The 25,531-nt window shown below is 63.7% G+C and carries 20 protein-coding genes; 15 read left to right on the plus strand and 5 right to left on the minus strand.

The window, feature by feature from the left end; translation table 11 throughout:
• Window positions 1-66 precede the first annotated feature (66 nt).
• The 6 genes from GPS82_RS02820 to GPS82_RS02845 are packed head-to-tail and all read left to right on the plus strand — an operon-like array spanning window position 67 to window position 5,808.
• A complete protein-coding gene (locus tag GPS82_RS02820) occupies window positions 67-531 on the plus strand; it encodes a CBS domain-containing protein (protein ID WP_296490721.1) in 465 nt (154 codons plus the stop codon).
• Window positions 532-545: 14 nt separating this feature from the next.
• Entirely contained in the window at window positions 546-2,324 is a 1,779-nt protein-coding gene (acsA, locus tag GPS82_RS02825) for an acetate--CoA ligase (RefSeq protein WP_296490723.1), read from the plus strand.
• The gene (pdhA, locus tag GPS82_RS02830) at window positions 2,321-3,334 is read left to right on the plus strand and encodes a pyruvate dehydrogenase (acetyl-transferring) E1 component subunit alpha (RefSeq protein ID WP_296490725.1); all 1,014 of its coding nucleotides are present in this window, start codon (window positions 2,321-2,323) and stop codon (window positions 3,332-3,334) included. Before acsA ends, pdhA begins: the two co-directional genes overlap by 4 nt.
• Entirely contained in the window at window positions 3,334-4,323 is a 990-nt protein-coding gene (locus tag GPS82_RS02835; protein ID WP_296490726.1) for an alpha-ketoacid dehydrogenase subunit beta, read from the plus strand. Before pdhA ends, GPS82_RS02835 begins: the two co-directional genes overlap by 1 nt.
• Window positions 4,320-5,504: a dihydrolipoamide acetyltransferase family protein gene (locus GPS82_RS02840; protein WP_296490728.1), complete on the plus strand. Its 1,185-nt coding sequence runs from the start codon at window positions 4,320-4,322 to the stop codon at window positions 5,502-5,504. Before GPS82_RS02835 ends, GPS82_RS02840 begins: the two co-directional genes overlap by 4 nt.
• Before the next feature lie 52 nt (window positions 5,505-5,556).
• Window positions 5,557-5,808 carry an acyl carrier protein gene (locus tag GPS82_RS02845; RefSeq protein WP_296490729.1) on the plus strand — a complete coding sequence of 84 codons (252 nt, stop codon included), beginning with the start codon at window positions 5,557-5,559 and terminating at the stop codon, window positions 5,806-5,808.
• Here the strand turns inward: GPS82_RS02845 and GPS82_RS02850 are convergent.
• Window positions 5,784-6,452: a SagB/ThcOx family dehydrogenase gene (locus GPS82_RS02850; protein WP_296490730.1), complete on the minus strand. Its 669-nt coding sequence runs from the start codon at window positions 6,450-6,452 to the stop codon at window positions 5,784-5,786. The two genes, GPS82_RS02845 and GPS82_RS02850, sit on opposite strands and share 25 nt — an antisense overlap.
• Window positions 6,453-6,485: 33 nt before the next feature.
• The gene (locus tag GPS82_RS02855; RefSeq protein WP_296490732.1) at window positions 6,486-6,911 is read right to left on the minus strand and encodes an Hsp20/alpha crystallin family protein; all 426 of its coding nucleotides are present in this window, start codon (window positions 6,909-6,911) and stop codon (window positions 6,486-6,488) included.
• Window positions 6,912-7,167: 256 nt separating this feature from the next.
• Between GPS82_RS02855 and GPS82_RS02860 the strand changes: the two genes are divergently transcribed.
• Both GPS82_RS02860 and GPS82_RS02865 read left to right on the plus strand, forming a co-directional pair.
• Complete coding sequence (locus tag GPS82_RS02860; protein WP_296490733.1) at window positions 7,168-8,277, plus strand: PAS domain S-box protein; 1,110 nt, start codon at window positions 7,168-7,170, stop codon at window positions 8,275-8,277.
• Window positions 8,274-8,942 carry a response regulator transcription factor gene (locus GPS82_RS02865; RefSeq protein ID WP_296490734.1) on the plus strand — a complete coding sequence of 223 codons (669 nt, stop codon included), beginning with the start codon at window positions 8,274-8,276 and terminating at the stop codon, window positions 8,940-8,942. The genes GPS82_RS02860 and GPS82_RS02865 overlap by 4 nt, the downstream gene beginning before the upstream one ends.
• Here the strand turns inward: GPS82_RS02865 and GPS82_RS02870 are convergent.
• Window positions 8,928-9,113 (minus strand): hypothetical protein, encoded by a 186-nt coding sequence (locus tag GPS82_RS02870; RefSeq protein WP_296490735.1) that lies wholly within the window; start codon window positions 9,111-9,113, stop codon window positions 8,928-8,930. The two genes, GPS82_RS02865 and GPS82_RS02870, sit on opposite strands and share 15 nt — an antisense overlap.
• Between GPS82_RS02870 and GPS82_RS02875 the strand changes: the two genes are divergently transcribed.
• From GPS82_RS02875 to GPS82_RS02885, 3 genes are all read left to right on the plus strand, one after another.
• Window positions 9,112-9,876: a helix-turn-helix domain-containing protein gene (locus GPS82_RS02875; RefSeq protein WP_296490736.1), complete on the plus strand. Its 765-nt coding sequence runs from the start codon at window positions 9,112-9,114 to the stop codon at window positions 9,874-9,876. The genes GPS82_RS02870 and GPS82_RS02875 overlap by 2 nt on opposite strands.
• 179 nt (window positions 9,877-10,055) lie before the next feature.
• Window positions 10,056-12,692: a chemotaxis protein CheB gene (locus tag GPS82_RS02880; RefSeq protein ID WP_296490737.1), complete on the plus strand. Its 2,637-nt coding sequence runs from the start codon at window positions 10,056-10,058 to the stop codon at window positions 12,690-12,692.
• Window positions 12,679-14,532, plus strand: coding sequence for a diguanylate cyclase (locus GPS82_RS02885; protein ID WP_296490738.1), 1,854 nt, complete (start codon window positions 12,679-12,681; stop codon window positions 14,530-14,532). The genes GPS82_RS02880 and GPS82_RS02885 overlap by 14 nt, the downstream gene beginning before the upstream one ends.
• Window positions 14,533-14,545: 13 nt before the next feature.
• Here the strand turns inward: GPS82_RS02885 and GPS82_RS02890 are convergent, their stop codons facing one another.
• A complete protein-coding gene (locus tag GPS82_RS02890; RefSeq protein WP_296490739.1) occupies window positions 14,546-15,676 on the minus strand; it encodes a PQQ-dependent sugar dehydrogenase in 1,131 nt (376 codons plus the stop codon).
• A gap of 100 nt (window positions 15,677-15,776) precedes the next feature.
• Between GPS82_RS02890 and GPS82_RS02895 the strand changes: the two genes are divergently transcribed.
• The 4 genes from GPS82_RS02895 (at window position 15,777) to GPS82_RS02910 (ending at window position 23,927) form a co-directional block, all read left to right on the plus strand.
• Window positions 15,777-17,027: an FAD-dependent monooxygenase gene (locus tag GPS82_RS02895; RefSeq protein WP_296490740.1), complete on the plus strand. Its 1,251-nt coding sequence runs from the start codon at window positions 15,777-15,779 to the stop codon at window positions 17,025-17,027.
• Between the two features lie 90 nt (window positions 17,028-17,117).
• Window positions 17,118-21,275 carry a phosphoribosylformylglycinamidine synthase gene (gene purL / locus GPS82_RS02900; protein WP_296490741.1) on the plus strand — a complete coding sequence of 1,386 codons (4,158 nt, stop codon included), beginning with the start codon at window positions 17,118-17,120 and terminating at the stop codon, window positions 21,273-21,275.
• Window positions 21,263-23,443 carry a SulP family inorganic anion transporter gene (locus GPS82_RS02905; RefSeq protein WP_296490742.1) on the plus strand — a complete coding sequence of 727 codons (2,181 nt, stop codon included), beginning with the start codon at window positions 21,263-21,265 and terminating at the stop codon, window positions 23,441-23,443. Before purL ends, GPS82_RS02905 begins: the two co-directional genes overlap by 13 nt.
• A 166-nt stretch (window positions 23,444-23,609) precedes the next feature.
• The gene (locus GPS82_RS02910; protein ID WP_296490743.1) at window positions 23,610-23,927 is read left to right on the plus strand and encodes a DUF1840 domain-containing protein; all 318 of its coding nucleotides are present in this window, start codon (window positions 23,610-23,612) and stop codon (window positions 23,925-23,927) included.
• A gap of 18 nt (window positions 23,928-23,945) precedes the next feature.
• Here the strand turns inward: GPS82_RS02910 and GPS82_RS02915 are convergent.
• A partial coding sequence (locus tag GPS82_RS02915; protein ID WP_296490745.1) for a U32 family peptidase occupies window positions 23,946-25,531 on the minus strand: 1,586 nt, incomplete at its 5' end.

The following is a 25,531-nucleotide window of genomic DNA, read 5'->3' on the forward strand; positions in this document are numbered from 1 at the left end:
ACATCCCGCCCGATGGCACGGCTATTCTGAGACCCAATTGTGGATTTCTCACGAACAGGAGTCGCCATGGCAACCAAACTCAAGGAATTTGCGACCACACTGGTCGCGGTCGTCGAGCCTGAAACCTCGGCGCGGGTCGTGGCCCAGCTCATGCGCCGGCACCACATCGGCGCTTTGGTGGTGGTGGATGCCCTTGACAAAGACAAGCCGGTCGGCATCGTCACCGACCGGGACCTGGTGCTTGAACTCATGGCCGAAGGGCTCGACCCGGCGGTGTTCACAGCGGGCGACATCATGTCGGTCGACCTGGTCAAGGCGCAACCCGAGATGGACGCCATGGACGCCGTGCAACTGATGCGCAAGTACCGACTGCGCCGGCTGGTCATCACCGATGACGACGGGCGTCTGGCTGGCATCGTCACCCTCGAGGACGTGCTGTCGGTTTTGACCCGCGAACTGGCCGACCTTGCCGCTGATCTGGGCAATGCCCGAGACCGGGAAGGCCGGAATCGGGGCGTTGACACGATTTGAACCGGAGGCACCCCATGGAAAGACCCCCTGTTATTCACAAGGACGCAGGCAGCCAGCGCCTGCTGCCCAACTGGACCGAGTATGACGAGGAGCGCCGCCGGTTCTCCTGGGGCAAGGCGCGCCTGGCGCTGCAGGGCTTGCCGGGGGGCGGGCTCAACATCGGCTTCGAGGCGGTGGACCGCCATGCGGGCGGCGTGCTGCGCTACCAAACGGCGCTGCGCTTTGTCAGGCGCGACGCGCCCGCGCTTGAACTCACCTATGCCGACCTGGCGCGCCAGACCAACCGCTTCGCCAACGTGCTGCAAAGCCTGGGGGTGGGCAAGGGTGACCGCCTTTTTTTGCTGGCCGGGCGCATCCCCGAGCTTTATGTGGCGCTGTTGGGTGCACTCAAGAATGGCACGGTGGTGACACCGCTGTTTTCGGCCTTTGGCCCCGAGCCGATTGCCACCCGCATCCAGCTGGGTTCCGGTCAGGTGCTGGTCACCACGGACGCGCTTTACCAGCGCAAGGTGCGCCAGATGCGCGCGCAAATGCCCTCGCTGCGCCATGTGCTGCTGGTGGCCGAGGACGGCGGCGTCACCGACGAGCCCGACACCCTCGACCTGGCCACGCTGATGGCCGCCGCCTCTGACAACTTCACCACGGTGGAGACCAGCGAGGACGACCCGGCGCTGCTGCATTTCACCAGCGGCACCACCGGCACGCCCAAGGGCGCGCTGCATGTGCATGGCGCGGCGGTGGCGCATGAAGCCACGGCGCGTTATGCGCTTGACCTGCACCGCCATGACCGCTACTGGTGCACCGCCGACCCGGGCTGGGTCACCGGCACCAGCTACGGCATCATCGCGCCGCTGTTGCAGGGCGTGACCTCGCTGGTGGATTGTGAAGAGTTCGATGCCGAGCGCTGGTACACGCTGCTGGCGCAAGAGCATGTGACCGTCTGGTACACCGCCCCCACAGCCATTCGCATGCTGATGAAGGGCGGCCCGGAGCCGGTCCGCCACCACCGCTACCCCTGCCTGCGCTTTGTGGCCAGCGTGGGCGAGCCGCTCAACCCCGAGGCGGTGTGGTGGGGCCAGGAGGTGCTGGGCCTGCCGATCCACGACAACTGGTGGCAGACCGAAACCGGCGGCATCATGATTGCCAACACCCCTGCCTTTGACATCAAGCCCGGCTCCATGGGCCGCCCGCTGCCGGGCATTGATGCCTATATCGTTGAACATCTGGAGGCCGAGGGCGAGGCGCCCCGGGTGCGCGTCATCGACACACCCGACGTCGAAGGCGAGCTGGCCTTGAAGCGCGGCTGGCCGTCGATGTTTCGCGGCTACCTCAACAACGAGGCGCGTTATGCCAAATGCTTCGCTGGCGACCTGTACCTGACCGGTGACCTGGCGCGCCGGGACGCCGATGGCTATTTCTGGTTTGTCGGCCGCGCTGATGACGTCATCAAGTCGGCGGGCCATCTGATCGGCCCGTTCGAGGTGGAAAGCGCGCTGATGGAACACCCGGCCGTGGCCGAGGCCGGTGTGATTGGCAAACCCGACCCGATGGTGGGCGAGGTGGTCAAGGCGTTTGTCTCGCTCAAGTCCGGTTTCGAGCCCTCCGAGACGCTGCGGCTGGACATCTCGGCCCATGCGCGCAGACGCCTGGGCGCCGCCGTGGCGCCCAAGGAAATTGCCTTTTTGGCGGTCTTGCCGCGCACCCGCAGCGGCAAGATCATGCGCCGCCTGCTCAAGGCGCGCGAGCTCGGCTTGCCCGAGGGCGACACCTCGACTCTTGAGAGCGGCGCATGAGCAAAATGAAAGTCCCGGCCCCACCCAGCGGCCCGGTGCCGTGGGACAAGCCATTTGCCCTGGGCATGTTGTCCGACATGCTGCGCATCCGGCGCATGGAAGAGCGCGCCGCTGAGCTGTACGGCCAGCAAAAGATCCGCGGCTTTTTGCACCTCTACATTGGCGAGGAAGCCGTGGCCACGGGCGCACTGCGCGCCCTGACCCCTGAAGACAACGTGGTGGCCACTTACCGCGAGCATGGCCACGCGCTGCTGTGCGGCATTGGCATGAACGCCATCATGGCCGAAATGTTTGGCAAGCAGGGCGGCTGCTCGCGCGGGCGCGGCGGTTCCATGCATTTGTTTGACCGCGCCAATCGTTTCTATGGCGGGCAGGGCATCGTGGGCGGCGGCTTGCCGTTGGCGGTCGGGCTGGCGCTGGCCGACAAACTCTCTGGCCGGCGTGCCTTGACGGCCTGCTTCTTCGGCGAGGGCGCGGTGGCCGAGGGCGCCTTCCATGAGGCCATGAACCTGGCCGCGCTGTGGCACTTGCCGGTGCTGTTTTGCTGCGAAAACAATTTGTATGCCATGGGCACGGCGCTGGCCCGATCCGAGTCACAACCCGAACTGTGCACCAAGGCGGCGTCATACGGCATGAACACGGTCAGTGTCGATGGCATGGACGTGGTGGCGGCGCATGAGACCATGCGCCGCGCCGCCGGGCAGGTGCGCGAGCAGGGTTGCCCGGTCTTTGTCGAATTCAGAACGTTTCGCTTTCGCGCCCACTCGATGTTCGACCCCGAGTTGTACCGCGCCAAAGAGGAGGTTGAAGCCTGGAGGACGCGCGGGCCAATTCACACCTACAGCGCGCGCCTGAAAAAGCAGGGCAGCCTGAGCGAGGCCGAGTTCCTGGCGCTCGACGCGGCGGCGCAGGCCGAGGTTGATGCGGCGGTGGCTTTTGCCGAGGGCTCAGGCTGGGAACCGGTGGAAGACTTTCTGCGCGATGTGCACACCGCACAGGGAGCGCCATGATGGGCCGACGCATCAGCTACCGCGACGCCCTGCGCGAGGCACTGCGTGAGGCCCTGCAAACCGACCCGCGCGTGTTTTTGATGGGCGAGGACGTGGGTTGTTATGGCGGCACCTATGCGGTGTCGAAGGGTCTGCTCGAAGAGTTCGGCCCCGAGCGCATCCGCGACACGCCGCTGTCAGAGCTTGGCTTTGTCGGTGCCGGCGTTGGCGCCGCTTTAGGCGGCATGCGCCCGATTCTGGAGATCATGACCGTCAACTTCAGCCTGCTGGCGCTCGACCCGATTGTCAACAGCGCGGCCATGCTGCACCACATGTCGGGCGGCCAGTTTTCGGTGCCGCTGGTGATTCGCATGGCCACCGGCGCCGGGCGTCAGGTGGCAGCGCAGCATTCCAACAGTTTTGAGGGCTGGTATGCCCATGTGCCGGGGCTGCGCGTGCTGGCACCCGCCACGGTGGCCGATGCGCGCGGCATGCTCCGGGCAGCGCTGGCCGACCCTGATCCGGTGCTGATTTTTGAGCACGCCCAGCTTTACAACAGCGAGGGCGAGTTGCCCGACGACGAAACGCTGCCGGTGGACATCGCCCGCGCCCGGGTTCGCCGCGCGGGCACTGACGTGAGCCTGATCACCCATGGCGGCTCGTTGCCCAAAGCCCTGCTGGCGGCAGAACAGCTCGCGGCACAAGGCATTGCCGCCGAGGTGATCGACCTGCGGGTGCTGCGCCCGCTCGACGATGCCACCGTGATGGCCTCGGTGCGCAAGTGCCGCCGCGCGGTTGTGGTGGACGAGGGCTGGCGCTCCGGCAGCCTGGCCGCCGAGGTGATGGCGCGCATCAGCGAGCAGGCGTTTTATGACCTCGATGCGCCGCTGGCGCGTGTGTGCACCGAAGAGGTGCCTATTCCCTATGCCCGCCACATGGAAGAAGCCGCTCTGCCCCAGGTGCCAAAAATCGTGGCGGCGGTACAGGCGCTGATGGGAGCCGGCGCATGATCGAATTCAAGCTGCCCTCGCTGGGTGCCGACATGGACGAAGGCACGCTGCTGGCCTGGCACGTCAAGCCCGGCGACGCGGTCAGGCGCGGCCAGGTGGTGGCGGTGGTGGACACCTCCAAGGCCGCCGTGGATGTTGAAATCTGGCATGACGGCGTGCTGCATGAATTGTTGGTGCCGGTGGGTGCCAAAGTGCCGGTCAACACCGTGCTGGCCACGCTGCTGGCGCCGGGTGAGGTGACGCCAGCGCCGGTGGTGGCGGGCGCCGTGGCAGCCGCCGCGCCAGTGCCGGGCAAGTTGCGCGCGCCAGAAGCCGCCACACCCGCGCCAACAACGCGCCATCCGGTGTCACCTTCTGCGCGCCGCCGGGCGAAGGAACTCGGTATCAACCCCGACAGCCTGGCTGGCACCGGCGCCCAGGGTTCGGTCACGCTGGCCGACGTCGAGGCGGCAGCCAAGGCGGTGCCGGCGCCAGCCGTTGCGGTGGCGCCAGCCCCCGACCGGCAACTGGAGATGCGCAAGGCGATTGCCGCCGCCATGAGCCGCTCCAAGCGCGAGATTCCGCACTATTACCTGGCCGAGACCATTCCCATGAAAAACGCGCTGGACTGGCTGCAGCAGCGCAACGCGGGCCAGCCCATCACCGAGCGCATCCTCACCGCTGCGCTGCTGCTCAAGGCGGTGGCCGCGGCGCTCAATCGCACGCCCGAGCTCAATGGTTTTTACCGTGACGGCCAATTTGAAGCCAGCGCCGCCGTGCATGCCGGCGTGGCGATTTCGCTGCGCGGTGGCGGGTTGGTGGCGCCGGCGCTGCACGATGCGGGCAGCAAGCCGCTGGCGCAACTGATGCGCGAGCTGGCCGACTTGGTCAAGCGAAGCCGCGCCGGTTCGCTGCGCAGCTCCGAGATGAGCGACCCCACCATCACCATCACCAATCTGGGCGAGCAAAGCGTGCAGTCGGTGTTTGGTGTGATTTACCCGCCGCAGGTGGCCTTGGTGGGTTTTGGCAGCATTGCTGAACGGCCCTGGGTCGATGGCGGCAAGCTGGTCTCAATGCCGCTGCTGTGCGCCACGCTGGCCGCCGACCACCGCGCCTCCGACGGCCACCGGGGTGCCCTGTTTCTGGCAGAGCTGCGCGACCTGTTGCAAGAGCCGCAAACGCTGGCAGGGGATTTAGCGTGAACTGCCGAGGCCCGACATCCCCCGCCGCGATTGCCTTTTGGAGCACCATCTTATGACCCCTACCCATGAAACGCCCGCTACCACCGTCATGACCTTGCTGCGCGCCATTGCGCCAGAAATCGAGCCCGACGCGCTCAATTTTGCGCGGCCCCTGCGCAGCCAGGTCGATCTGGACTCGATGGACTGGCTCAACTTTCTGGTCAGCCTGAGCGAGCGCTTCAGGTTGGCGATCCCCGAAGCGGATTACGCCCGGCTGGTGACGTTCAACGACGTGCTCGACTATCTGGATGGCAAAAGAGGGTAGGGCGCCTTGCGCCCCACCGTTTGCGACAGCAAAACTTGTTGTTCGGTGCCCAGCCCCATGGCTTTGGTTAGCGCATCGCGGTCGAGCCAGGCTCGGATCACGGTGGCCAGATCTTCCGCTGCGCAATACAGGTAAACGTTTTGCGCCATGGCACCGGCGCAGGTGTAGGCATAGGCCATGCGCTGCGCCACCGGCACCAGTTTCATGCGTGAGAAGTCGGCCACCATGATCAGGTCGAGTGGCGCGCTGTCAACAAAGTCCTGGTAGCCGGTAACGCGGCGCACATCGGCGGCGCACACCAGATGCAGCGCATGCCCCAGCGCAGCGTAGCGGTACAAGCCGGTGGGCAGCGCCACATAGACATCCACCTCCTGCGCATTCAGCGCGCTGGGCGCGGTGCGTCCGCCCAGTGCTGGGCGGTTCAGCCCCGCCGCCGCCCACAGCAGGTTCGACAGCACGGGCAGCGGCAGCGGGTCTGGCGCAAACTCGCGCTGCGACTGGCGCCGTGCCAGCGCCTGCATCAGCGGCATGCCGCCGCTGGTGTTGGCTTCTGGCAGGACGATGGTGTCCACCGCGTTGCCCTCGGCGGGCTCGGGCTGGAGTTTTCCGAGCAGGCCAAGAGCCAGTTTGGTCAGGGTATTCATGGTGCTTGCAGTTGCTGGCAGCGACTGGCCGGACTACTGAATGGCCAGTTTTTTGGCAGCCGCACCGGCCTTCTTGGGCAACTCCAGGGTCAGCACGCCATTTTCATACTTGGCCACCGCCTTGGCATCGTCCACGTCCTGCGACAGGGTAAAGACGCGCGACACCGTGCCGTAGTAGCGCTCGCTGCGCACCACCTTGCCTTTTTCCTTGACGTCCTTTTCGCGCCGGGCCTCGGCGTCGATGTGCACGCGGTTGCCGTCAATGCGCACATTGATGTCTTCTTTTTTGACGCCGGGCAGGTCGGCGTGCACCTTGAAGGCATCGTCGTTCTCGACCACGTCAAGCTTGATGTCGAGTTCGTCGCCGCTGCCAGAGATGCGCAAGGGTGCCAGAAAACCGCGAAACACCGATTCAAACGGGTCTTTCATGGAGGTATCAAGCACGCTCAGTTTGTTCATGGTGTGTCCTCCAAAAGTTGAAAATATGCTGAACCCTGGCGGTTTGCCAGTGCAGCGCTTTCAGAATATGGGCCGGACATGGCCGCGCAGATGACAATTCTCAATTCGGGCGCAAACTGTGCGCTGTTTTTGGCAAAACTGCCGCTGCACCACTTTCGCCCGGCCGGACTCTCATGTAAGAATTCGATCCAAACTGTGCCGGAGCCCAATATGAAAAGCATTGCTTGCCAAGTCTGCCCTTCGTGGAGCAGCCCAAATGAACGCACATTCTGAGACAGATGCCCCTGCGGTGGCCGGCGAAGCTGCCGGGCGCGATCAGGACATGCTCGGCGCCGTGCTCAAGCTGGTTCCCGATGCCGTCATCGGCACCGATGCCGAGGGTGCCATCACGCTGTTCAACGCCGCGGCAGAACACATCTTCGGGCGCAGCAGTGCCAGCGTGCAAGGCCAGCCGGTCGAGATCCTGATTCCCGCGCGCCTGCGCATGGGGCATCACGAGGCGCACGAACACTTTGTCAAGTCCGGCTCCGACCCCCGCATGATGGGTTTGCGCCGGGTCAAGGGCTTGCGCGCCGATGGCCAGGAGATTGACCTCGAGGCTTTCATGAGCCATGTGAACCTGCCGCAGGGGCCAAGCGCCCTGATCAGCATGCACGATGTCACCAACCGCCTGCAGGCCGACGTGCAGTTGCAGCACTCGCGCTCCCAACTCGCCGAGCTGACCCGCAAGCTGATGACGCAGGAGCGGGTGCTGGTCAAGCGCCTGGCCCAGGTGCTGCATGACCAGCTCGGACAGACGCTGGCCGCCATCCGGATGTGCCATGAAACCATCCTGTCGATTGAGCTGGCGCAGACACCAGCCGAATACCAACACCTGCAGGTGCGCCTGGGCAGCCTCATCGGGCAGGCGATTGCGCAGGTGAGGCAGGTGCTGGTTGACATTCGCCCCCCGTTGCTGGATGAACAGGGGCTTTGTGTTGCGCTTGACAACGAGTTGCGCAACCGCGCGCTGGCGGTGCCGCAAGTTGACATCACCATCCATGTGCCGCACCGGCTGGAGCTGATGCGCTGGCCGCACGAGGTCGAATACGCGGCCTTCATGGTGGTGCGCGAGGCGGTTGAAAATTCGCTGCGCCATTCCGGCGCAGGCGCCATCACGGTGGAGGTGAAGGGGGGCGTTTTGGCGCTCGACATCACGGTGGCCGACGACGGTGTGGGGCTGCCCGAGGCCGCCGGCTCGGGTGCCGGGCACCTGGGCATTCTGGGCATGCAGGAGCGCGCCCAGGCGGTGGGCGCCAAGGTGACCATCGGGCGCGGCCAAAGCGCCGGCACGCTGGTCACGTTTCATTGGCAGTGCCTGTCATGACCGCGCTCTACCTTGTGGACGACCATCAAATCATGCGCGATGGGCTGCGCGTTTTGCTTGAGGCGCGGGGCCACACGGTGGTGGGAGAGTCGGCCGACCCCACCCAGGCTTTGGCCGACCTGATGCGCCTGCGCCCCGAAGTGCTGCTGCTCGACCTGAACCTGGGCGAGCGCTCGGGGTTGGAGTTGCAAGCCGAGTTGCAGCGCCGGCGGCTGCCTGTTCGCACTGTGGTGTTGACCATGTCGGCCCAGCCCCACCAGGTGGCTGAAGCGCTGCGCCTGGGTGCCAGTGGCTATGTGCTCAAGGGTTCTCCGGCCACTGAACTCATGACCGCCATTGCAGCTTCGGTGCAAGGCAAGAGGTTTCTTGGCACTGATGTGGCCGACCTGGCCATGGAAGCCTTCACCCAGCACGACGATGATCCGCTGAGCCTGCTGTCGCCGCGCGAGCGGCAAATCATCCTGATGGTGGTTGAGGGGCACTCCAGCTCGGCCATTGGCACCGCGCTGCATTTGTCGCCCAAGACCGTGGCCACCTACCGTAGCCGCCTGATGAAAAAGCTCGGCGTGTCGGATGTGCCCAACCTGGTGCGGCTGGCGGTGCGCCACAAGCTGATCGACACTGACTATGCCGGCCCGCACAACCGGCGCCTATCCGACATGTAAGCGGCTTTTGGCGGCTTTCAGCGCAATTTGTCCACGCTTGCTGGCATCAGCAATCCAACTCTCCCTACAGACGATCCCGCTTGGCTGACCTAAAGTTGTCAGCAGGGTTTGGCCATGTCGCCCGCCGGGCGCGGTCACCTGAAAAATAATCTGGAAAGAGGGGCTTTTCATGTTGGACTTTCAGACTCAGGCGCAAGCCACCGCTGCGCTGTGGCAACCCAGGACAAGCCGCCGCACTTCGACACCCAAAAGCGACGAGCGGTACTCCACCTTGCAGGAACTCAAGACCCTGTTGCAATACGAGGACCACCAGCACAATGACAATCAGGGCGACCTGTTTCGCCGTCGTCGCCTGAAAGAGGGGCAGTCGGCTTTGATGATGGGCCAGCCGTTTGACGGCCTGTATGTGGTGCGGCTCGGCACCCTCAAGAGTCTGATCACCAATGCCGATGGCGGCATGCATGTGCTGTCGTTTCCCATGAAAGGCAATTTGCTGGGCTTTGACGGCATCTACAAAAACAGCTACATGAGTGATGTGGTGGCGCTGACCGATTGCGACCTGATCCGCATCCCGGCCTCCGAGCTGTTCTCGTCCCAAAGAAACAACAACCATCTGGAGCACATGGCCTACTGGGCCAGCAGCCGCGAAATCACCCAGGAACAAATGGCCTATTCATTGACACGGTCGGTCAGGTCCGAGGCGCGGGTGGCGCGCTTCCTGCAGTCCATGTCACAGCGCTTTGCCAGCCTGGGTTACTCGCCCAACCGCTTTATTCTGCCCATGACCCGGCGCGACATCGGCCATCACCTGAGCGTGACGGTGGAAACCGTCAGCCGGGCGTTTTCGGCCCTGGTGCAGCTCGGCATCATCACGGTGTATTTCCGTGAGATCAATATTTTGTCGCACGACGCCTTGTGCAGCTTCGACAAGTAACCGGCATCACCCACAAACCGACCTGCAGCCTTGATCCCCTTGGCTTGAATCGGCTGCGACTAATTTTTGGGCAGTGCCCGGGTGTTTTGCACCACGGCCGCCTGACTGCGCGTAAAATTTTGTTACAAAACGCCCCAAATCAGACCGGTCAACCGAGAGCCACCCATGGGATTGAGTGAGTGAATAGCAACAACCTACCCGCTGCCAGCGCCGCTTTCCCCGTTGTGGGCATTGGGGCTTCGGCTGGCGGGCTGGTGGCGCTTGAGCAGTTTCTGTCGCACGTGCCGGAGCAATGCGGCCTGGCGGTGGTGGTGGTTCAGCACCGAGACCCGCACAACGAAGGCATGCTGGTGGAGCTGTTGCAGCGCCACACCCCCATGCCGGTGCAGCAGGTGCAAGACCAGATGCCGGTCGAGCCCAATCATGTTTATGTGATTCCACCCGGCCACGACATGTCAATGATGCGCGGCGTGCTGCACCTGTTTGAGCCCACCGAGGCGCGTGGTTTGCGCCAACCCATTGATTTTTTCCTCAAGTCGCTCGCCGCCGACCGCCAGCACAACAGCATCGGTGTCATTTTGTCGGGCATGGGCTCCGACGGCACGGCCGGCTTGCGCGCCATCCGCCAGGCCGGCGGCGCCTCTTTTGCACAGGCGCCCGCCTCGGCCCAATTTGACAGCATGCCGCGCAGCGCGATGGCTGCCGATGTGGTGGACGTGGTGGCCCCGGCCGAAGAGCTGCCGGCCAGGGTGATGGCGTTTGTCGGCCGCCTGCGTTTGGTGGGCGACGTGCAGGCCCAGGTCGAGGCCGAGTTTCAACGCACTGCGGCGGGTTTTCTGGACAAGATTCTGGTCCTGTTGCGCACCCACACCGGGCATGATTTTTCAGCCTACAAAAAAAACACCATCATGCGCCGCGTTGAGCGACGCATGGGCCTGCACCAGTTGCCCCGCATCGACGACTACTTGCGCTACTTGCGTGAGAACCCCAGTGAAGTGGACTTGCTGCTGGCCGAACTGTTGATTGGTGTCACCAGTTTCTTTCGCGACCCGCCGGTGTGGGAGCAGGTCAGGCGCGAAGTGCTGCCGGCGCTGCAGGCCAACCACCCGGACGGCGCCATGCTGCGCGCCTGGGTGGCCGGCTGCTCGACCGGCGAGGAGGCCTACACGCTGGCCATGCTGTTTCGTGAGTCGCTGGACCAGGTCGATGTGTCGCAGCGCTACAAATTGCTGGTATTCGCCTCCGACCTCGACCAGGATGCCATTGCCCGGGCGCGCAGCGGCGTTTACCCGGCGAGCATCGCTGCTGACGTGTCTGATGAGCGGCTCAAGCGGTTTTTTGTGGCTGAGGCCTCGGGCTACCGGATCAGCAACGAGATTCGCGAGATGGTGATTTTTGCCGAGCAGAACGTCATTTTTGACCCGCCCTTCACCAAGCTCGATTTTTTGAGCTGCCGCAACCTGCTGATCTACTTGGAGCCCCAGCTGCAGGAAAAGCTGCTTCAGTTGTTTCACTTCAGCCTCAACCCCGGCGGCTGTTTGCTGCTGGGCAGTTCGGAGTCGGTGGGTGCCAGCAGTGTGCTGTTTTCACCCCTGCTGGGCAAGTCGCGCCTGTACCGCCGACTTGATGTGTCGGCACCCGTGCCGCTGGGCCTGGCTCCGGGCTTTGATTCAGCCGGCCAGCGCACGCTCGGGTTTGCCCTGCGTGCGCCAGGGGCGGCCATGGCGACCCCTCCCGACCTGCAATTGCTGGTGGAGCAACTGGTGCTGACGCAGTATGCGCCGGCAGCGTTGCTGGTGAGCAGCAAGGGCGAGATGCTTTATTTTTGCGGCAAAACCGGCAACTACCTGGAGCCCGCTGCGGGCAAACCCAACCTGAGCCTGTTTGCCGTGGCGCGCGACGGCATCAGGAGCGCCCTGGCCGAGGCGTTTTATCCGGCCGTGCGCGAGAACAAGGTCGCCAGGCTCAAGCGGATCAGGGTGGACAGCAGCAGCCCAGCCCGGTACGTGGACATTGTGGTGCAGCCGCTGAGCGAGCCACCCGCCCTGAAAGGCACGGTGCTGATTGTCTTCAAGGACATGGTTTCGCTGCGGCGGCTCAAGTTGCCCGCGCTCTCCGACGCAACCACGCCAGAGGGCCAGCGCATTGAGGCCGTGCTGAATGAGTTGCAGCACGCCCGTGAGGACGCCCGCAGCACCCGCGAAGAAATGCAGACCTCGCAGGAGGAGCTTAAATCGGCCAACGAGGAACTGCAGTCCATTAACGAAGAGCTGCAGTCCACCAACGAGGAGCTGACCACCTCCAAGGAAGAAATGCAGTCCATGAACGAGGAGCTGCAGACCATCAACCAGGAGATGCAGATCAAGGTGGCCGAGGTGTCGCGCGCCAGCAATGACATGCGCAACCTGCTCGACAGCACCGAAATTGCCGTGTTGTTTCTTGACGAGACACTGCGCGTGCGCCGCTTCACGCCCTCGACTGTCAAAATTTTCAAGCTGATCCCCGGCGACGCCGGGCGCCGCATCACCGACATCGTGTGCGACCTCGACTATGCCGGTTTGGCGGCCGACGCGCTGGAGGTGTCGCGCTCGCTGGTCTTCAGGGAAACCGATGTGCCGACCAACGACGGCCGCTGGTTCAAGGTGCGCATCATGCCTTACCGCACCCATGACAACCGCATCGACGGGCTGGTGATCACCTTTGCCGACATCAGCGCCAGCAAGCAGCTGGAGGCTGAACTGCGCGACGCGCAAAGCCGCTTGCAGGGTTTGCCGCCGGTGCCGGGTTCTCACAAGGCGGGCCATGGTATTCCGTAAGAATCCACCCGACACCAAGGCTCTGCGGCAGATGGCCCTGGCGCGGCTGACCGATCTCGGCGGTGTGCCGGGGGCGGCTACGCCAGATCATGAGCAGATGCAGCATTTGCTCGAAGAGCTGGAAATTCACCAGCTTGAGCTGGAGCTGCAAAACGACCACCTGAATTCGGCCCGCGCGCAGCTTGAGCAGGCGCTCAATCTCAACAACGAACTTTACGATTTCTCACCAGTCGGCAACATTTTGCTGGACGCCGATGGTTTGATCACCAAACTGAACCTGACGGGCGTCCAAATGCTCGGCTCGGAGCGTGCCCGCCTGCTGGGCTGCAAGCTCGGCCTGTATCTGGCGCAGCACAGCCGCGCGCGGTTCAATGCCATGCTGGAGCGCGCCAGGGCGGAGCACGAGGCGCAGGTGGACGAGCTGGACCTGCAAATAGACGGCCAGGTTTCGTTGCCGGTGCAGCTCAGGGTGGTCTGGATTGGCACCGTGTTGGGCTGGCAGCTTGTGCTGCTTGACCTGTCGGAGCGCAAACGCATGGAGCTGCAACTGCGCGACAGCGAGGAGCGCCTGAAGCTGGCGCTGTCGGCAGTTGGCGACGGGGTGTGGGACTGGCAGGTGAGCAGCGGCAACGTGGTGGTCTCGGACAGCTACGCCAGGCTGCTGGGCTATATCCCGGGTGAAATGAGCAAGAATTTGTCAGAGAACCTGGATCTGGTCGTTCCTGACGACAAACCGGCCCTGGTGCAATTGCTGCAGGATTGCATCACAAGAAAAATTGACCACTATCGCAACGAGCAGCGCATGCTGTGCAAGGATGGCCGTGTGATCTGGGTGCTGTCACGCGGCGCCGTGGTGCTGCGCTCGGCAGACGGCCAGGCACTGCGCATGGTTGGCACCCTGGTGGATATCACCAGAAACAAGCAGACCGAGGCCGCCCTGGCAGAAGCGGCAAAGTTTCAGCAAGCGGTGCTTGATTCAACCTCTTCGCAGATCGCGGTGCTGGATCAGGCCGGCACGGTGCAGCAGACCAATGCGGCATGGCGCAATTATGCGGCAGCGTTGAATTTTGAGTCCTCGGTGGGTGCAAACTACCTGACGCTGTTGTCCGAGCGATATGCTGTGGTGCCGGCAACGCTTGTGGCAGTGGCTGAGGGAATGGCGGCGTTGGTGGCGGGGGACGCGTCCAACTTCCATGTGCTGGAGCCGCTCCAGTGCAAATGCAAAAGGTGCTGGTTCACCGTCAAGATCACGCCGGTGCAAGATTCGGCGCAACGTCTGGTGGTGACGCACGAAGATGTCAGCGTGCTCAAACAGGCTGAGCTTGCCAGCCAGGCGTTGGCCAATGTGGACAACTTGACCGGTGCCACGAGCCGACAGCATTTCATGAGCCTGGCCGATCAGGAGCTGGCGCGCGCCAGGCGTTATGAGTTGCCACTGGTGGTGCTGATGCTGGACCTGGACCACTTCAAGAACGTCAACGACCGCTATGGCCATGCCACCGGCGACGCCGTGCTGAAAAGCCTGGTGCAAACCGTTAAAGGTGTGCTGCGTGAATCCGATGTGGTGGGGCGCATTGGCGGCGAGGAGTTTGCCGTGCTGCTGCCCAACACCACCCAGGACGGCGGCTGCGCACTGGCGAACCGCATCATTGAGGCCGTGCGCGCCCACCCGGTGGCCTATGGCGGGCAACTGGTTGACTACAGGGTGAGCATTGGCGCCAGCAGCCTGACGCATCAGGCATTATTTGGTGAGCTGCTGGCCGAATGTGATGCCGCGCTGTACCGTGCCAAAAGAGGCGGGCGCGACCGGCTTGAAATGAGCTGGAACAACCCCGGCTAGCGGTCGCACCGGCCTACTTGGGCTGCAACCTGATCAGATGCCCGCGAGCACTGTCGGTCAACACGTAAATCAGGCCGTCAGGCCCCTGGCGCACGTCGCGAATGCGTTCACCCGCCTCGGTCAGCAATTTGTGTTCCCGAACCACTTTGCCCTGGAACGGCGCTGCCAGCTCAATGCGGTTCAGGTAGCCAAATTTGAGCGAACCGACCCACAGATTGCCGACCCAGTCCGCGCCGTAGCGCGTGCTGGTCAAAAACACCATGCCCGAAGGCGCAATCGACGGCACCCAGTAATGCAGCGGTTGCGCCATGCCGTCCTTGCTGCTGATGCCGGCGCCAATCTGGCCGCCGCCATAGTTTTCGCCATAGGTGATGACCGGCCAGCCGTAGTTGCGGCCGGGTTCGATCACATTGATTTCATCGCCGCCCTGGGGCCCGTGCTCATGCGCCCACAGCGCGCCCTTGGGCGACAGCGCCAGGCCCTGCGGGTTGCGGTGGCCATAAGACCATATTTCTGGCAGGGCACCGGCTGTCTTGACAAACGGGTTGTCAGCGGGCACGCGGCCATCCTTGGCAATGCGGATGATTTTTCCGTGGTGGTTGTCAAGTTTTTGTGCATCGTCCTTGCGTGTGAAGCGCTCGCCCAGCGTCATGAAGAGCAGGCCGTCAGGCTTGCCGTTCACCAGACTTTCGGCAATGCGGCAGCCAAAGTGGGCACTGCTGGCCACTTTGGGCCGGGCGCTGAAAATCACCTGCAGGGCCTCCAGCCGGGTTCGGTCATCCGACAGCCTGGCCCGGGCTAGCGCCGTGCTGTTGCCCGTCGCGCCGGGTTCTGAAAAGCAAAAAAACAGGGTGCGGTTGCTGGCAAAGTTGGCGTCCAGCAGCACATCGAGCAAGCCGCCCTGGCCCCTGGCGGCAACCTCGGGCAGGCCGACCACCGCTTTGTTGAGGCGGCCATCGGCTTCGATCACGCGCAGGCTGCCGGGGCGCTCGGTGACCAGGAACCGCCCCTCGGGCAAAAATGCCAGTGCCCAAGGGTGTTCCAGGCCGGTGGCGACCACTTCGCTGCGAAGCGCCTGCGCAGGTACCGTAAACGACAGGCTGGCAAGGCTTGCCAGCCACAAATTCTTGATCCATCTCGTCATGGCTTGCTCCGCTGGGTTGGACTCGAATGCATGGTAGCGCGTGTCACAGGCCGGGGCTTGGCGCCCATTTGTCAGCCTTGTGCAGTGTTGGGAATTGACAATGGCGCATCTTCACATCACGGAGCTGATTTTTGACATGCGCAAAGTGCTGATTGCGGGGGGTGGCATTGGTGGCCTGAGTGCCGCGCTGGCCTGTGCCCGCGCCGGTGCCAGCGTCGCGCTGTTTGAGCGCAGCGCCGAGTTTTCAGAGTTTGGCGCGGGCATTCAGCTCAGCCCCAATGTGGTGAAAATCTTGTACGGCTGGGGCCTGCAGGAGGCCTTGCACAAGGTGGTGGCTTGTCCGGACCGTTTGCAGGTGCGCAGCGCAACCACCGGGGCTGAGCTGGGCGTGTTGCGCCTGGGCGATGAGATTGCACGGCGTTATGGTGCGCCTTACCTCACCATTCACCGGGCCGACCTGCACGCGTTGCTGCTTGCCGCAGGGCAGCAGCAGGGCGGGGTGGCGCTCAATTTGTGCAGCACGGTGACGGGTTTTGAGCAAACCCAGACCGATGTGGTGCTGCAACTCGCGCACGACGAGCAGGCGCATGGCGACCTGCTGGTGGCAGCCGATGGTGGCTGGAGCAGCATTCGCGAGCAATTGCTGGCCGACGGCACGCCCTTGCCCACCGGGCACCTGGCCTACCGGGCCCTGATCTCGCAGGCGCGTTTGCCAGAGCATTTGCGCACCACGCAGGTCACCGCCTGGCTGGGGCCAAAGATGCATGTGGTGCAGTATCCGGTGCGCTGCGGCGACTGGCTCAATGTGGTGGCCATCGTGCATGGTCAGGTGCAGGGCGACATGTCGCACTGGGATCACAGTGGCAACGCGGCTGAACTGCGGCAGCGCCTGCAAGACACCTGCAAACCGCTCAACGATTTGATCCATGCGGTGCCGGACTGGCGCCTGTGGGCGTTGAGCATCCGCCCGCCCATGCGCAGCGGCGGTGAGCAGGCCAGCGGTCGCGTGGCCTTGCTGGGTGACGCGGCGCACCCAATGCTGCCGTACCTGGCCCAGGGCGCGGGCATGGCCATTGAAGACGCAGCGGTGCTGGCGCAAGTACTGGCGCAGGGCGACTTATTTGGCGACGCCAACTCCGGCAGTTCAGCGGAACCAGGCAATTTGGTGCCGGGCTTGTTGCGCCGCTATGCGCAGCAACGCTGGCAGCGCAACGCCCGGGTGCAGGCCACGGCGATCCGCAACGGCAAGATCTTTCATGCCAGCGGGCTGATGGCCCTGGCCCGCAACGCCGCCATGAAACTGCGGGGCGAGGCCTTGATGGATCAGCCCTGGTTGTACCGCGGCGTCTGAGCGGCAGTTAAAATCCGCCAACTTTTAGCATGGCACGCGCGTGTTTCATGCCTTTTAACCTTTCGACAGTCTCTGCCTGGGGCCCTCCAATTGACTCTGCACATCACCCCATTTGAGGGCGGTAGCGCTCTTGGCGCTTTCCGTGTCCAACAACTTCTGCCGGGTCTGCAAGCCGTGCATGAAAAAATCAGCGGCATCGCCGCGCGTTTTGTGCATTTGGTCGCCTCCGACCAGGCGCCCAGCCCGGCCCTGCAACAGCAGTTGAGCGCCTTGCTGACCTATGGCGAGCCCTACACCGGCCCGGCTGACGGCAGCTTGTTTGTGGTGACGCCGCGTTTTGGCACGGTGTCGCCCTGGGCCTCCAAGGCCACCGACATTGCCCACAATTGCGGCCTGCTGGTGCACCGGGTGGAGCGCATCGTGGAATACCGCGTCAGCCTCAAGAGTGGCCTGCTGGGCAAGCCCACGCTCACCGCCGAGCAACTGGCGCAAGTGGCCGGCCTGCTGCATGACCGCATGACCGAGAGCGTGATGTTTGACCGCGCCGCGGCGCATGGCTTGTTTGCCAGCCTGCCCGCCGCGCCCATGGCCCATGTGGATGTGCTGGGTGGCGGCAAGGCGGCGCTGCTGGGGGCCAACACAGAGTTTGGCCTGGCGCTGGCCGACGACGAGATGGACTACCTGGTGCAGGCCTTCACCCAGTTGCAGCGCAACCCCACCGATGTGGAACTGATGATGTTCGCCCAGGCCAACAGCGAGCACTGCCGGCACAAGATTTTCAACGCCCAATTCACCATTGACGGCGTGGCGCAGCCGCACAGCCTGTTTGGCATGATCCGCCACACCCACCAGACCAACCCGCAGCACATGCTGGTGGCGTACTCGGACAATGCCTCGGTGATGGCAGGCGGCCAGGTCGAGCGTTTCAGCAGCCAGGCCAGCCTGAATGAGGCGGGGTTGAGCACCGGCAGTTATCAAAAAAGCAGTGCTTTGCAGCACATCCTGATGAAGGTGGAAACCCACAACCACCCCACCGCCATTTCTCCTTTCCCCGGTGCGGCCACCGGTGCCGGCGGCGAGATCCGCGACGAGGGCGCCACCGGCCGTGGCTCCAAACCCAAAGCCGGCCTGACCGGATTCACTGTCTCCAAAATCAATTGGGGTCAGATTCCAATTAATTCGTCAAAATCAAAAGATGAAAATAATTCGACTCTGACCCCAATTATTTACGGCAAGCCGGCGCACATTGCCAGCCCGCTGCAGATCATGGTCGAGGGGCCGCTGGGCGGGGCGGCATTCAACAACGAATTTGGCCGGCCCAATTTGCTCGGCTACTTTCGCGAGTACGAGCAAAGCCTGAGTTGCACGGTGAAGGATGCGGCGGGCGCTGAGCAGGTGCAAACCGAGCAGCGCGGTTACCACAAGCCGATCATGCTGGCGGGCGGTCTGGGGGTGATTGACGCCACGCAAACGCACAAAATCCAGTTCCCGGCGGGCTCGCTGCTGATCCAGCTTGGCGGCCCGGGCATGCGCATTGGCATGGGCGGCAGCGCGGCCAGTTCCATGACCACCGGCGACAACGCGGCGCACCTCGACTTTGACTCGGTGCAGCGCGGCAACCCTGAAATTGAACGGCGGGCCCAGGAGGTCATCAACCAATGCTGGCTGATGACCGACGCCAACCCGATTCTGGCGATCCACGATGTCGGCGCCGGGGGGTTGAGCAATGCCTTTCCAGAACTGACCAACGACGCCGGGCGCGGCGCGCGCTTTGACTTGCGCGCGGTGCCGCTCGAGGAATCCGGCTTGGCACCCAAGGAGATTTGGTCGAATGAGAGCCAGGAGCGTTATGTGCTGGCGATTGCGCCTGAATCTTTGACGCTGTTCCGGGCCCTGTGCGAGCGCGAGCGCTGCCCGTTTGCCGTGGTCGGCGTGGCCACCGAGGAACGCCAGCTGGCGGTGGGCGACGTGGATCTGCCGCTGCCCACAGCCAACAACGCTGCCTTACCCCTTCTCCCACTGGAGGAAGTTGTGGATGGGGGCTTGGCCGTCAACATGCCCATGAACGTGCTGTTGGGCAAGCCGCCCAAAATGCAGCGCGATGTCAAGACGGTCAAGCGCAGCTTTGCTCCGATCAACCTGAGCGCTGTGAGCCTGCAGCAAGCGGCCATTGATGTGCTGGCGCACCCCACGGTGGCGTCCAAACGCTTTCTGGTCACCATTGGCGACCGCACCGTGGGCGGCCTGAGCCACCGCGACCAGATGGTCGGCCCGTGGCAGGTGCCGGTGGCCGACTGCGCTGTGACGCTGGCTGACTTCAAGGGCTTTGCCGGTGAGGCCATGGCGCTGGGCGAGCGCACGCCGCTGGCCAGCGTGAATGCGCCCGCCAGTGGCCGAATGGCGGTGGCAGAGGCCATCACCAACCTGCTGGCCGCGCCCATGGCGCTTGACCGCGTCAAGCTGTCGGCCAACTGGATGGCCGCGTGCGGCGAGCCTGGTGAAGACGCCGCGCTGTATGAAACCGTGAAAGCCGTGGGCCTGGAACTGTGCCCGGCTTTGGGCATCTCGATTCCGGTGGGTAAAGACTCGCTGTCAATGCGCACCCAGTGGAAGGACGAGGCGGGCAACGCCAAAAAAGTGACCTCGCCGGTGTCGCTGATCGTGACCGCTTTTGCCACCTTGCCCGATGTGCGCGGCACCCTGACGCCGCAACTCGACGCCGCGGGCGACACCTCTTTGATTCTGGTGGACCTGGGGCGCGGCCAGAACCGCATGGGCTGCAGCATCCTGGCGCAAACCATTGGCCAGATCGGCGACGAGGTACCCGACCTGGATGACCCGCAAGATCTGGTGAATCTGGTCAAGGCGGTCAATGTGCTGCGCGCCCAGAGCCTCATCCTGGCCTACCACGACCGCAGTGATGGCGGCCTGTTTGCCACCGCCTGCGAGATGGCCTTTGCCGGGCATGTGGGGGTGGCGCTGAACGTGGACATGTTGGTGACCGAGGGCGACGGTATTTCCGACAGCCGCATGGACTATGGGGATGCCAAAAACTGGGCCGGTCAGGTCAGTGGCCGCCGCAACGAGCTCACGCTCAAGGCGCTGTTCAGTGAAGAGTTGGGTGTGCTGCTGCAGGTGCGCACCGAGTCGCGCAACGCCGTCATGCAAATTTTGCGCGAGCATCACTTGAGCGCCTGCAGCCATGTGGTGGGCAAGACCCGGCCGGCTGATTCGACCATCACGGCAGGCATTGGCGCGGTGCAGGTGTGGCGTGATGCCAAGTCCATTTTCAGCGCCGAACTGGCCGACCTGCACCAGGTCTGGGATGCCACCAGCTGGAAGATTTGCAAAGTGCGCGACAACCCGGCCTGCGCCGATGCCGAGCATGCCGCAGCCGGTGCGCCCGCTGATCCGGGGATGCATGTTCACCTGCCATTGCCTGAACCCACAAAAAGCCCGCAGGGTTCGGCGGCGCTGATGCTGTCGCGCCCCAAGGTGGCGGTGCTGCGCGAGCAGGGCGTCAACTCGCATGTGGAAATGGCCTACGCCTTTTCTGAGGCCGGCTTTGAGGCCTTTGATGTGCACATGACCGACCTGCAGAGTGGCCGGGCCAAACTGTCCGACTTCATCGGCGTGGTGGCGTGCGGCGGTTTTTCTTATGGCGACACGCTGGGGGCCGGCATTGGCTGGGCGCGCTCCATCACCTTCAACCCCGTGCTGGCCGACCAGTTCAAGGCCTTTTTTGCGCGCCACGACACCTTTGGCCTGGGCGTGTGCAACGGTTGCCAGATGTTTGCCGAACTGGCCGACATCATTCCCGGTGCACAAGCCTGGCCGCGTTTTACCACCAACCAGAGTGAGCGTTTTGAAGCCCGCCTGAGCATGGTCGAGGTGCTTGAATCGCCATCGATCTTCTTTCAAGGCATGGCCGGCAGCCGGCTGCCGATTGCGGTGGCGCACGGCGAGGGTTATGCCAACTTCAGGCATCGTGGCAACGCCGCCCAGGCCATTGCCGCCATGCGCTTCACCGACAACTTTGGTGCGGCGACCGAGGCCTACCCGTTCAACCCCAACGGCAGCCCGGGCGGCCTGACCGCGGTGACCACGGCAGACGGCCGCTTTACTGCCATGATGCCGCACCCCGAGCGCGTCTTTCGCAACATCCAGATGAGCTGGACCGATCAGCACCGTGATGCGTTCAGCCCCTGGATGATGTTGTGGGAGAACGCCAGAAAGTGGGTACGTTAACGCAAACCGGCCGCACCTTGTCCGGCGCCCTGGTGGCGCTGGAAACGGTGGCGATCGTGCTCACGCTGGGCCTGCTGGCATTTGCACCTTTGGGTGTCTATGCGCCGTTGGGCATTGCCACAGCTTTTGCGGCAGTGATTGCCGGTGGGCTGGTGTTTGCCTTGCTTGGCAGTTCGGCATCGCCGTCGGCCGGACCCACCTCGGCCACGGCGCTGATTCTGGCGGGCCTGGTGGCCCAGTTGGCGCAGGATTCCCGACTCGACTTTCACAGCGCCTCCGGGCTCGCCCTGTTGCTGGCGCTGACCGCCAGCAGCGTGGTGCTGATGGGCCTGTTCCAGATTCTGATGGGCTTGGCGGGGCTGGGGCGCCTGGCCCGCTTTGTGCCGCAACCGGTGCTGGCGGGTTTCATGAATGGGGTGGCGCTGTTGATTCTGATCTCGCAAATCCCGATTTTGCTGGGCTTGCCCGCGGTGTCCCGGTTGACCGATCTGCCTGACCTGTCGCAGGCCCATCCGCTGGCGCTGATGGTCGGGCTCGCCACGGCAGGCATGGTCTGGCTGGTGAGCTGGAAGTGGTCCAGGGCATCCTCCACCCTGGCTGGCCTGGCGGGCGGATGTGCCTTGTTTGCCGTGTTGCTGGCGCTGTTTCCGGGGGTGCATCTGGGCGATGTCATTGGCCCTTTGCCGCAGGGGCTGGTCAGGCCCGATGCCTTGCTGCCGCTGGCCGACAGTGGTGTGTGGTCGTTGCTGCTCGATCATGGCAAAGCGGTGTTTTTGACCGCCGCTGTTCTGGCCGTGATTGGCTCGCTGGAGTCGCTGCTGGTGGCGCTGGCCACGGACCAGCATGCCAGCTCCCAGCATGACCCGCGCCGGGAACTGCTGGCGCTGGGGGCGGCCAACATGGTGAGCGGCTTGTGCGCCGGCCTGCCACTGGTGCTGTCCAGCACGCGCTGCGTGATGCTGCTTAAAAAGGGCGCCGTCGGGCGCGGACCGGCGCTGGCGTCGGTCATTGCTTTTTTGGTGATCTTCGCCATCGGTGGCCCGCTGCTGGCCCTGCTGCCCAAGGTGGTGCTGGCTGGCATGATGGTGACCATTGCGGTGGCCCTCAGTGACCGCTGGACGCGACAGTTGCTGCGCCAATGGCTGTCCGGCGAACGTTCAACAGATTTGCGGCACAGCCTGGCGGTGGTTGCGCTGGTTGGGCTTGTCACGGTTGTGTTCGGTTTTTTTGCTGCGGTGGCGTTTGGTGTCTTGCTGGCCATGCTGATCTTTATCAGTGCCATGAACAGCTCGCTGCTCCGCGGGCGTTTCACCGCCCTGGAGCGGCCGTCGCGCCGCATTTATGGCAGCGCGCAGGCCCGTCTGCTGCAGGCCGAGCGCCATCGTGTGGTGCTGATTGAACTCGAGGGGGCGCTGTTTTTTGGCAGTGCCGAGCGTCTCAACACCGAAGTCAATACGTTGGCGCCAGATTGCCGTTGTCTAGTGCTCGACCTGAGCCGGGTCAGCATGATCGATGCGTCGGGGTCGATGTTGCTGCAACAGCTCTCCACGCAGCTTGAAAGCCGTGCTGTGGCGCTGATGCTGGCTGGAGTCAGTGCCGACAACGCGCGCGGCAAACGGTTGCGAATCTTTGGTTGTTTTCCAGCCAGCCAGCCTGGTGGTGGACGGGCCGACTGGTGGCCTGATGCCGACCGGGCAATTGAAGCCGCCGAGCAGATGTTGCTGGCCGAGGCGGGCATAGACGCGGCGGAAATGGCGGTGGACCTGGCCGACGCCACACTGATGCGCACTCTGAGCGCTCGGCAACTGGCAACTGTCAGGGCACGCATGCAGACACAAAATTTGCGCGCTGGTGACTACCTGTTTCACCAGGGTGATGCGGGCGACCGGCTGTTTGTGCTGACGCGGGGCTCGGTCTCGATCATTGGTGGCAACGGCCCTGTCAGGCAACGCTTTGTGAGTTTTTCACCCGGCGTCATGATGGGTGAGATCTCGATGCTTGACGGTGCCGGACGCAGTGCCGACGCCATCGCCGACACTGATGCCGTGGTCTGGACGCTGACGCGCGAAGCTTTTGACGCCCTGATCATGAGCGACCCGATGCTGGGTGAGCGGCTGACCCGCAACATCGCCATTCATCTGTCGGAACTGTTGCGCCGCCCCAAATAGGGTTGGTGAGGCGCACAAAGCAAGGTTCAGGGCGACTTTGCGCCGGCCGCGATTATCCTGAGCAAACACCAGGCTTTTGGCCTTGCCTGAGTGGACTTGGCCATGTTAGTCTTGCCCCATGTGCAGCTTGCAAAGGCTGCGACAGGTTTCTTTTGGAGGTTTCATCATGATTTACAAGTTCAAGTCCCAGGCCACCGGCGACGTCATCATGCTAAAGGCCAATGGCGAACAGATGCTCGCCATTGTGGGCAAGGAGCCCTCGGCCCAGGGCATCATCACGGTCGAGCAGGTGCCCGCGGCCATTGCCGCACTGGAAGCCGCCATCGTGGTGCACGAGGCCGCCGTGGCCGAGCGTGCGCAACACCCTGAAAAAACTGTGGAAGTCGAGGGTGACAGCGTCATGTTGCGCCAACGCGCAGCCCCGTTCATCGAGATGCTGCGTTGCAGCGCCCAGGCGGGCAAAGACGTCGTCTGGGGCGTGTGACGCTTGCTGCGGCTTGGTTCAGTGACCAAAGTCACTGTTGGAAGGTGGCGGGCGGACCTTGAAGAAGGTCAGGGGCGCGCCCCCTGCTGACTGCGCGTTGGTCCGCGCCAAAGACAACTCCTCGCGTGACTGTCTGGCCACAGCCGGCTTGATCTTGCCCATGACGTGCATTTCGCAGGGTTTGCAGTCAAAGCGCAGCGTCAGTTTTTCTTTGCCGTTGATCAATTGCAGTGGCTCGGCTTTGACAAAACCCTGCACGCCGGTGACGCCCTTGGCCTGTTTGGGGCACAGGCTCAACGAAAAGCGCACGCAGTGCTTGGTGATCATCAGGCTCACCTCGCCGGGTTCTTCGATGGCCTCATAGGCAGCGGCAATCACCTTGACGCCGTGGCGCGCATAGAACGTGCGCGCTGCCCGGTTGAAGACATTGGCCAGGTAACTCAGAGTGTCTTCGGGGTAGGGCGCTGGCGGCTGCACCGCCTGGCCGGGCAGCCAGCGTGCAAAGCCGGCAGTGCGTGCCGCTTCCAGCGCCTGCACGACTTCGCGGCGCAGCGGGTTCAGCACAGAGGCCGGCACAAACCAGGGCTGGGCAAACGCCACTTGCACATCACTGGCGGCAAAAATCGTGTTGCCGAGTCTGGACACGTGGTCCACCAGGGTCTCGAGTGCGCCGGCTTTGTCCTTGGCCGGCGCGAGTGCCAGGCTGGTGCTGGCACTGGCGCTGAAACCGTCTTCGTCGGTCAAGGTCAGCGTGATGCCCTGGGCGCTGTCAGCCAGGTGCGCCCAGACCCCAATGCGCCGCTCGCTGCTCTTTTTGTCAAGGCCGTGCAGCCAGTCGACATCGCGGTTGCGGTTGACCTCGACGCCTTTGCGCAGGTCTTTCAGGCCCGCCAAGGCGTCTTTGGGGAACACGCGCCAACTGCCTTTTTTGGCGCTCACAAGTTCGGCGCGGTTGATGGCCAGGCCGACCAGCTCTTTTTGCAGATCGTAGTAGCACAGGCCGTCGCCGTTGTGCAGCACGGTGGCGCGGTCATTGAGCTCAAGATCAACCCAGTTGGGGCCGACCTGCGTGACATAACCGATGGGCTGGCCCGGATTTTTAGGCGTGTCAAAAGCGCCAATGCTGTCCTGGCGGCCGTTGACAAAATAGTCGGTGAACTCGCGGTTGAAGTTTTGATTCGGGTCGGGCGTGAAGCTGAAAGTGGTGCGCCCGCTGCTGGCTCGGCTCAGGGGGTCACCCGAGTGCTGGCGTGCCTCGATGACCTCGTCAAGCAGCTTGCGGTAATGCGCCGTGATGTTTTTGACGTAGGCCATGTCCTTGTAGCGGCCCTCGATCTTGAAGCTGCGCACGCCGGACGCGACCAGCGCGGCGATGTTGTCGCTCTGGTTGTTGTCTTTCATGCTCAGCACATGTTTGTCGTGCGCGACAAAACGGCCCTTGTCGTCAACCACTTGGTAGGGCAGGCGGCAGGCCTGGCTGCACTCGCCGCGGTTGGCGCTGCGCCCGGTGTGCGCCGCGCTGATGTAGCACTGGCCGCTGTAGGCCACGCATAGCGCGCCGTGCACAAAAAACTCGAGCGTGCTGCGGGTAGGGTCGGTGGCGG

Source organism: Rhodoferax sp., from assembly GCF_011391645.1.
GTDB lineage: Bacteria > Pseudomonadota > Gammaproteobacteria > Burkholderiales > Burkholderiaceae_C > Rhodoferax.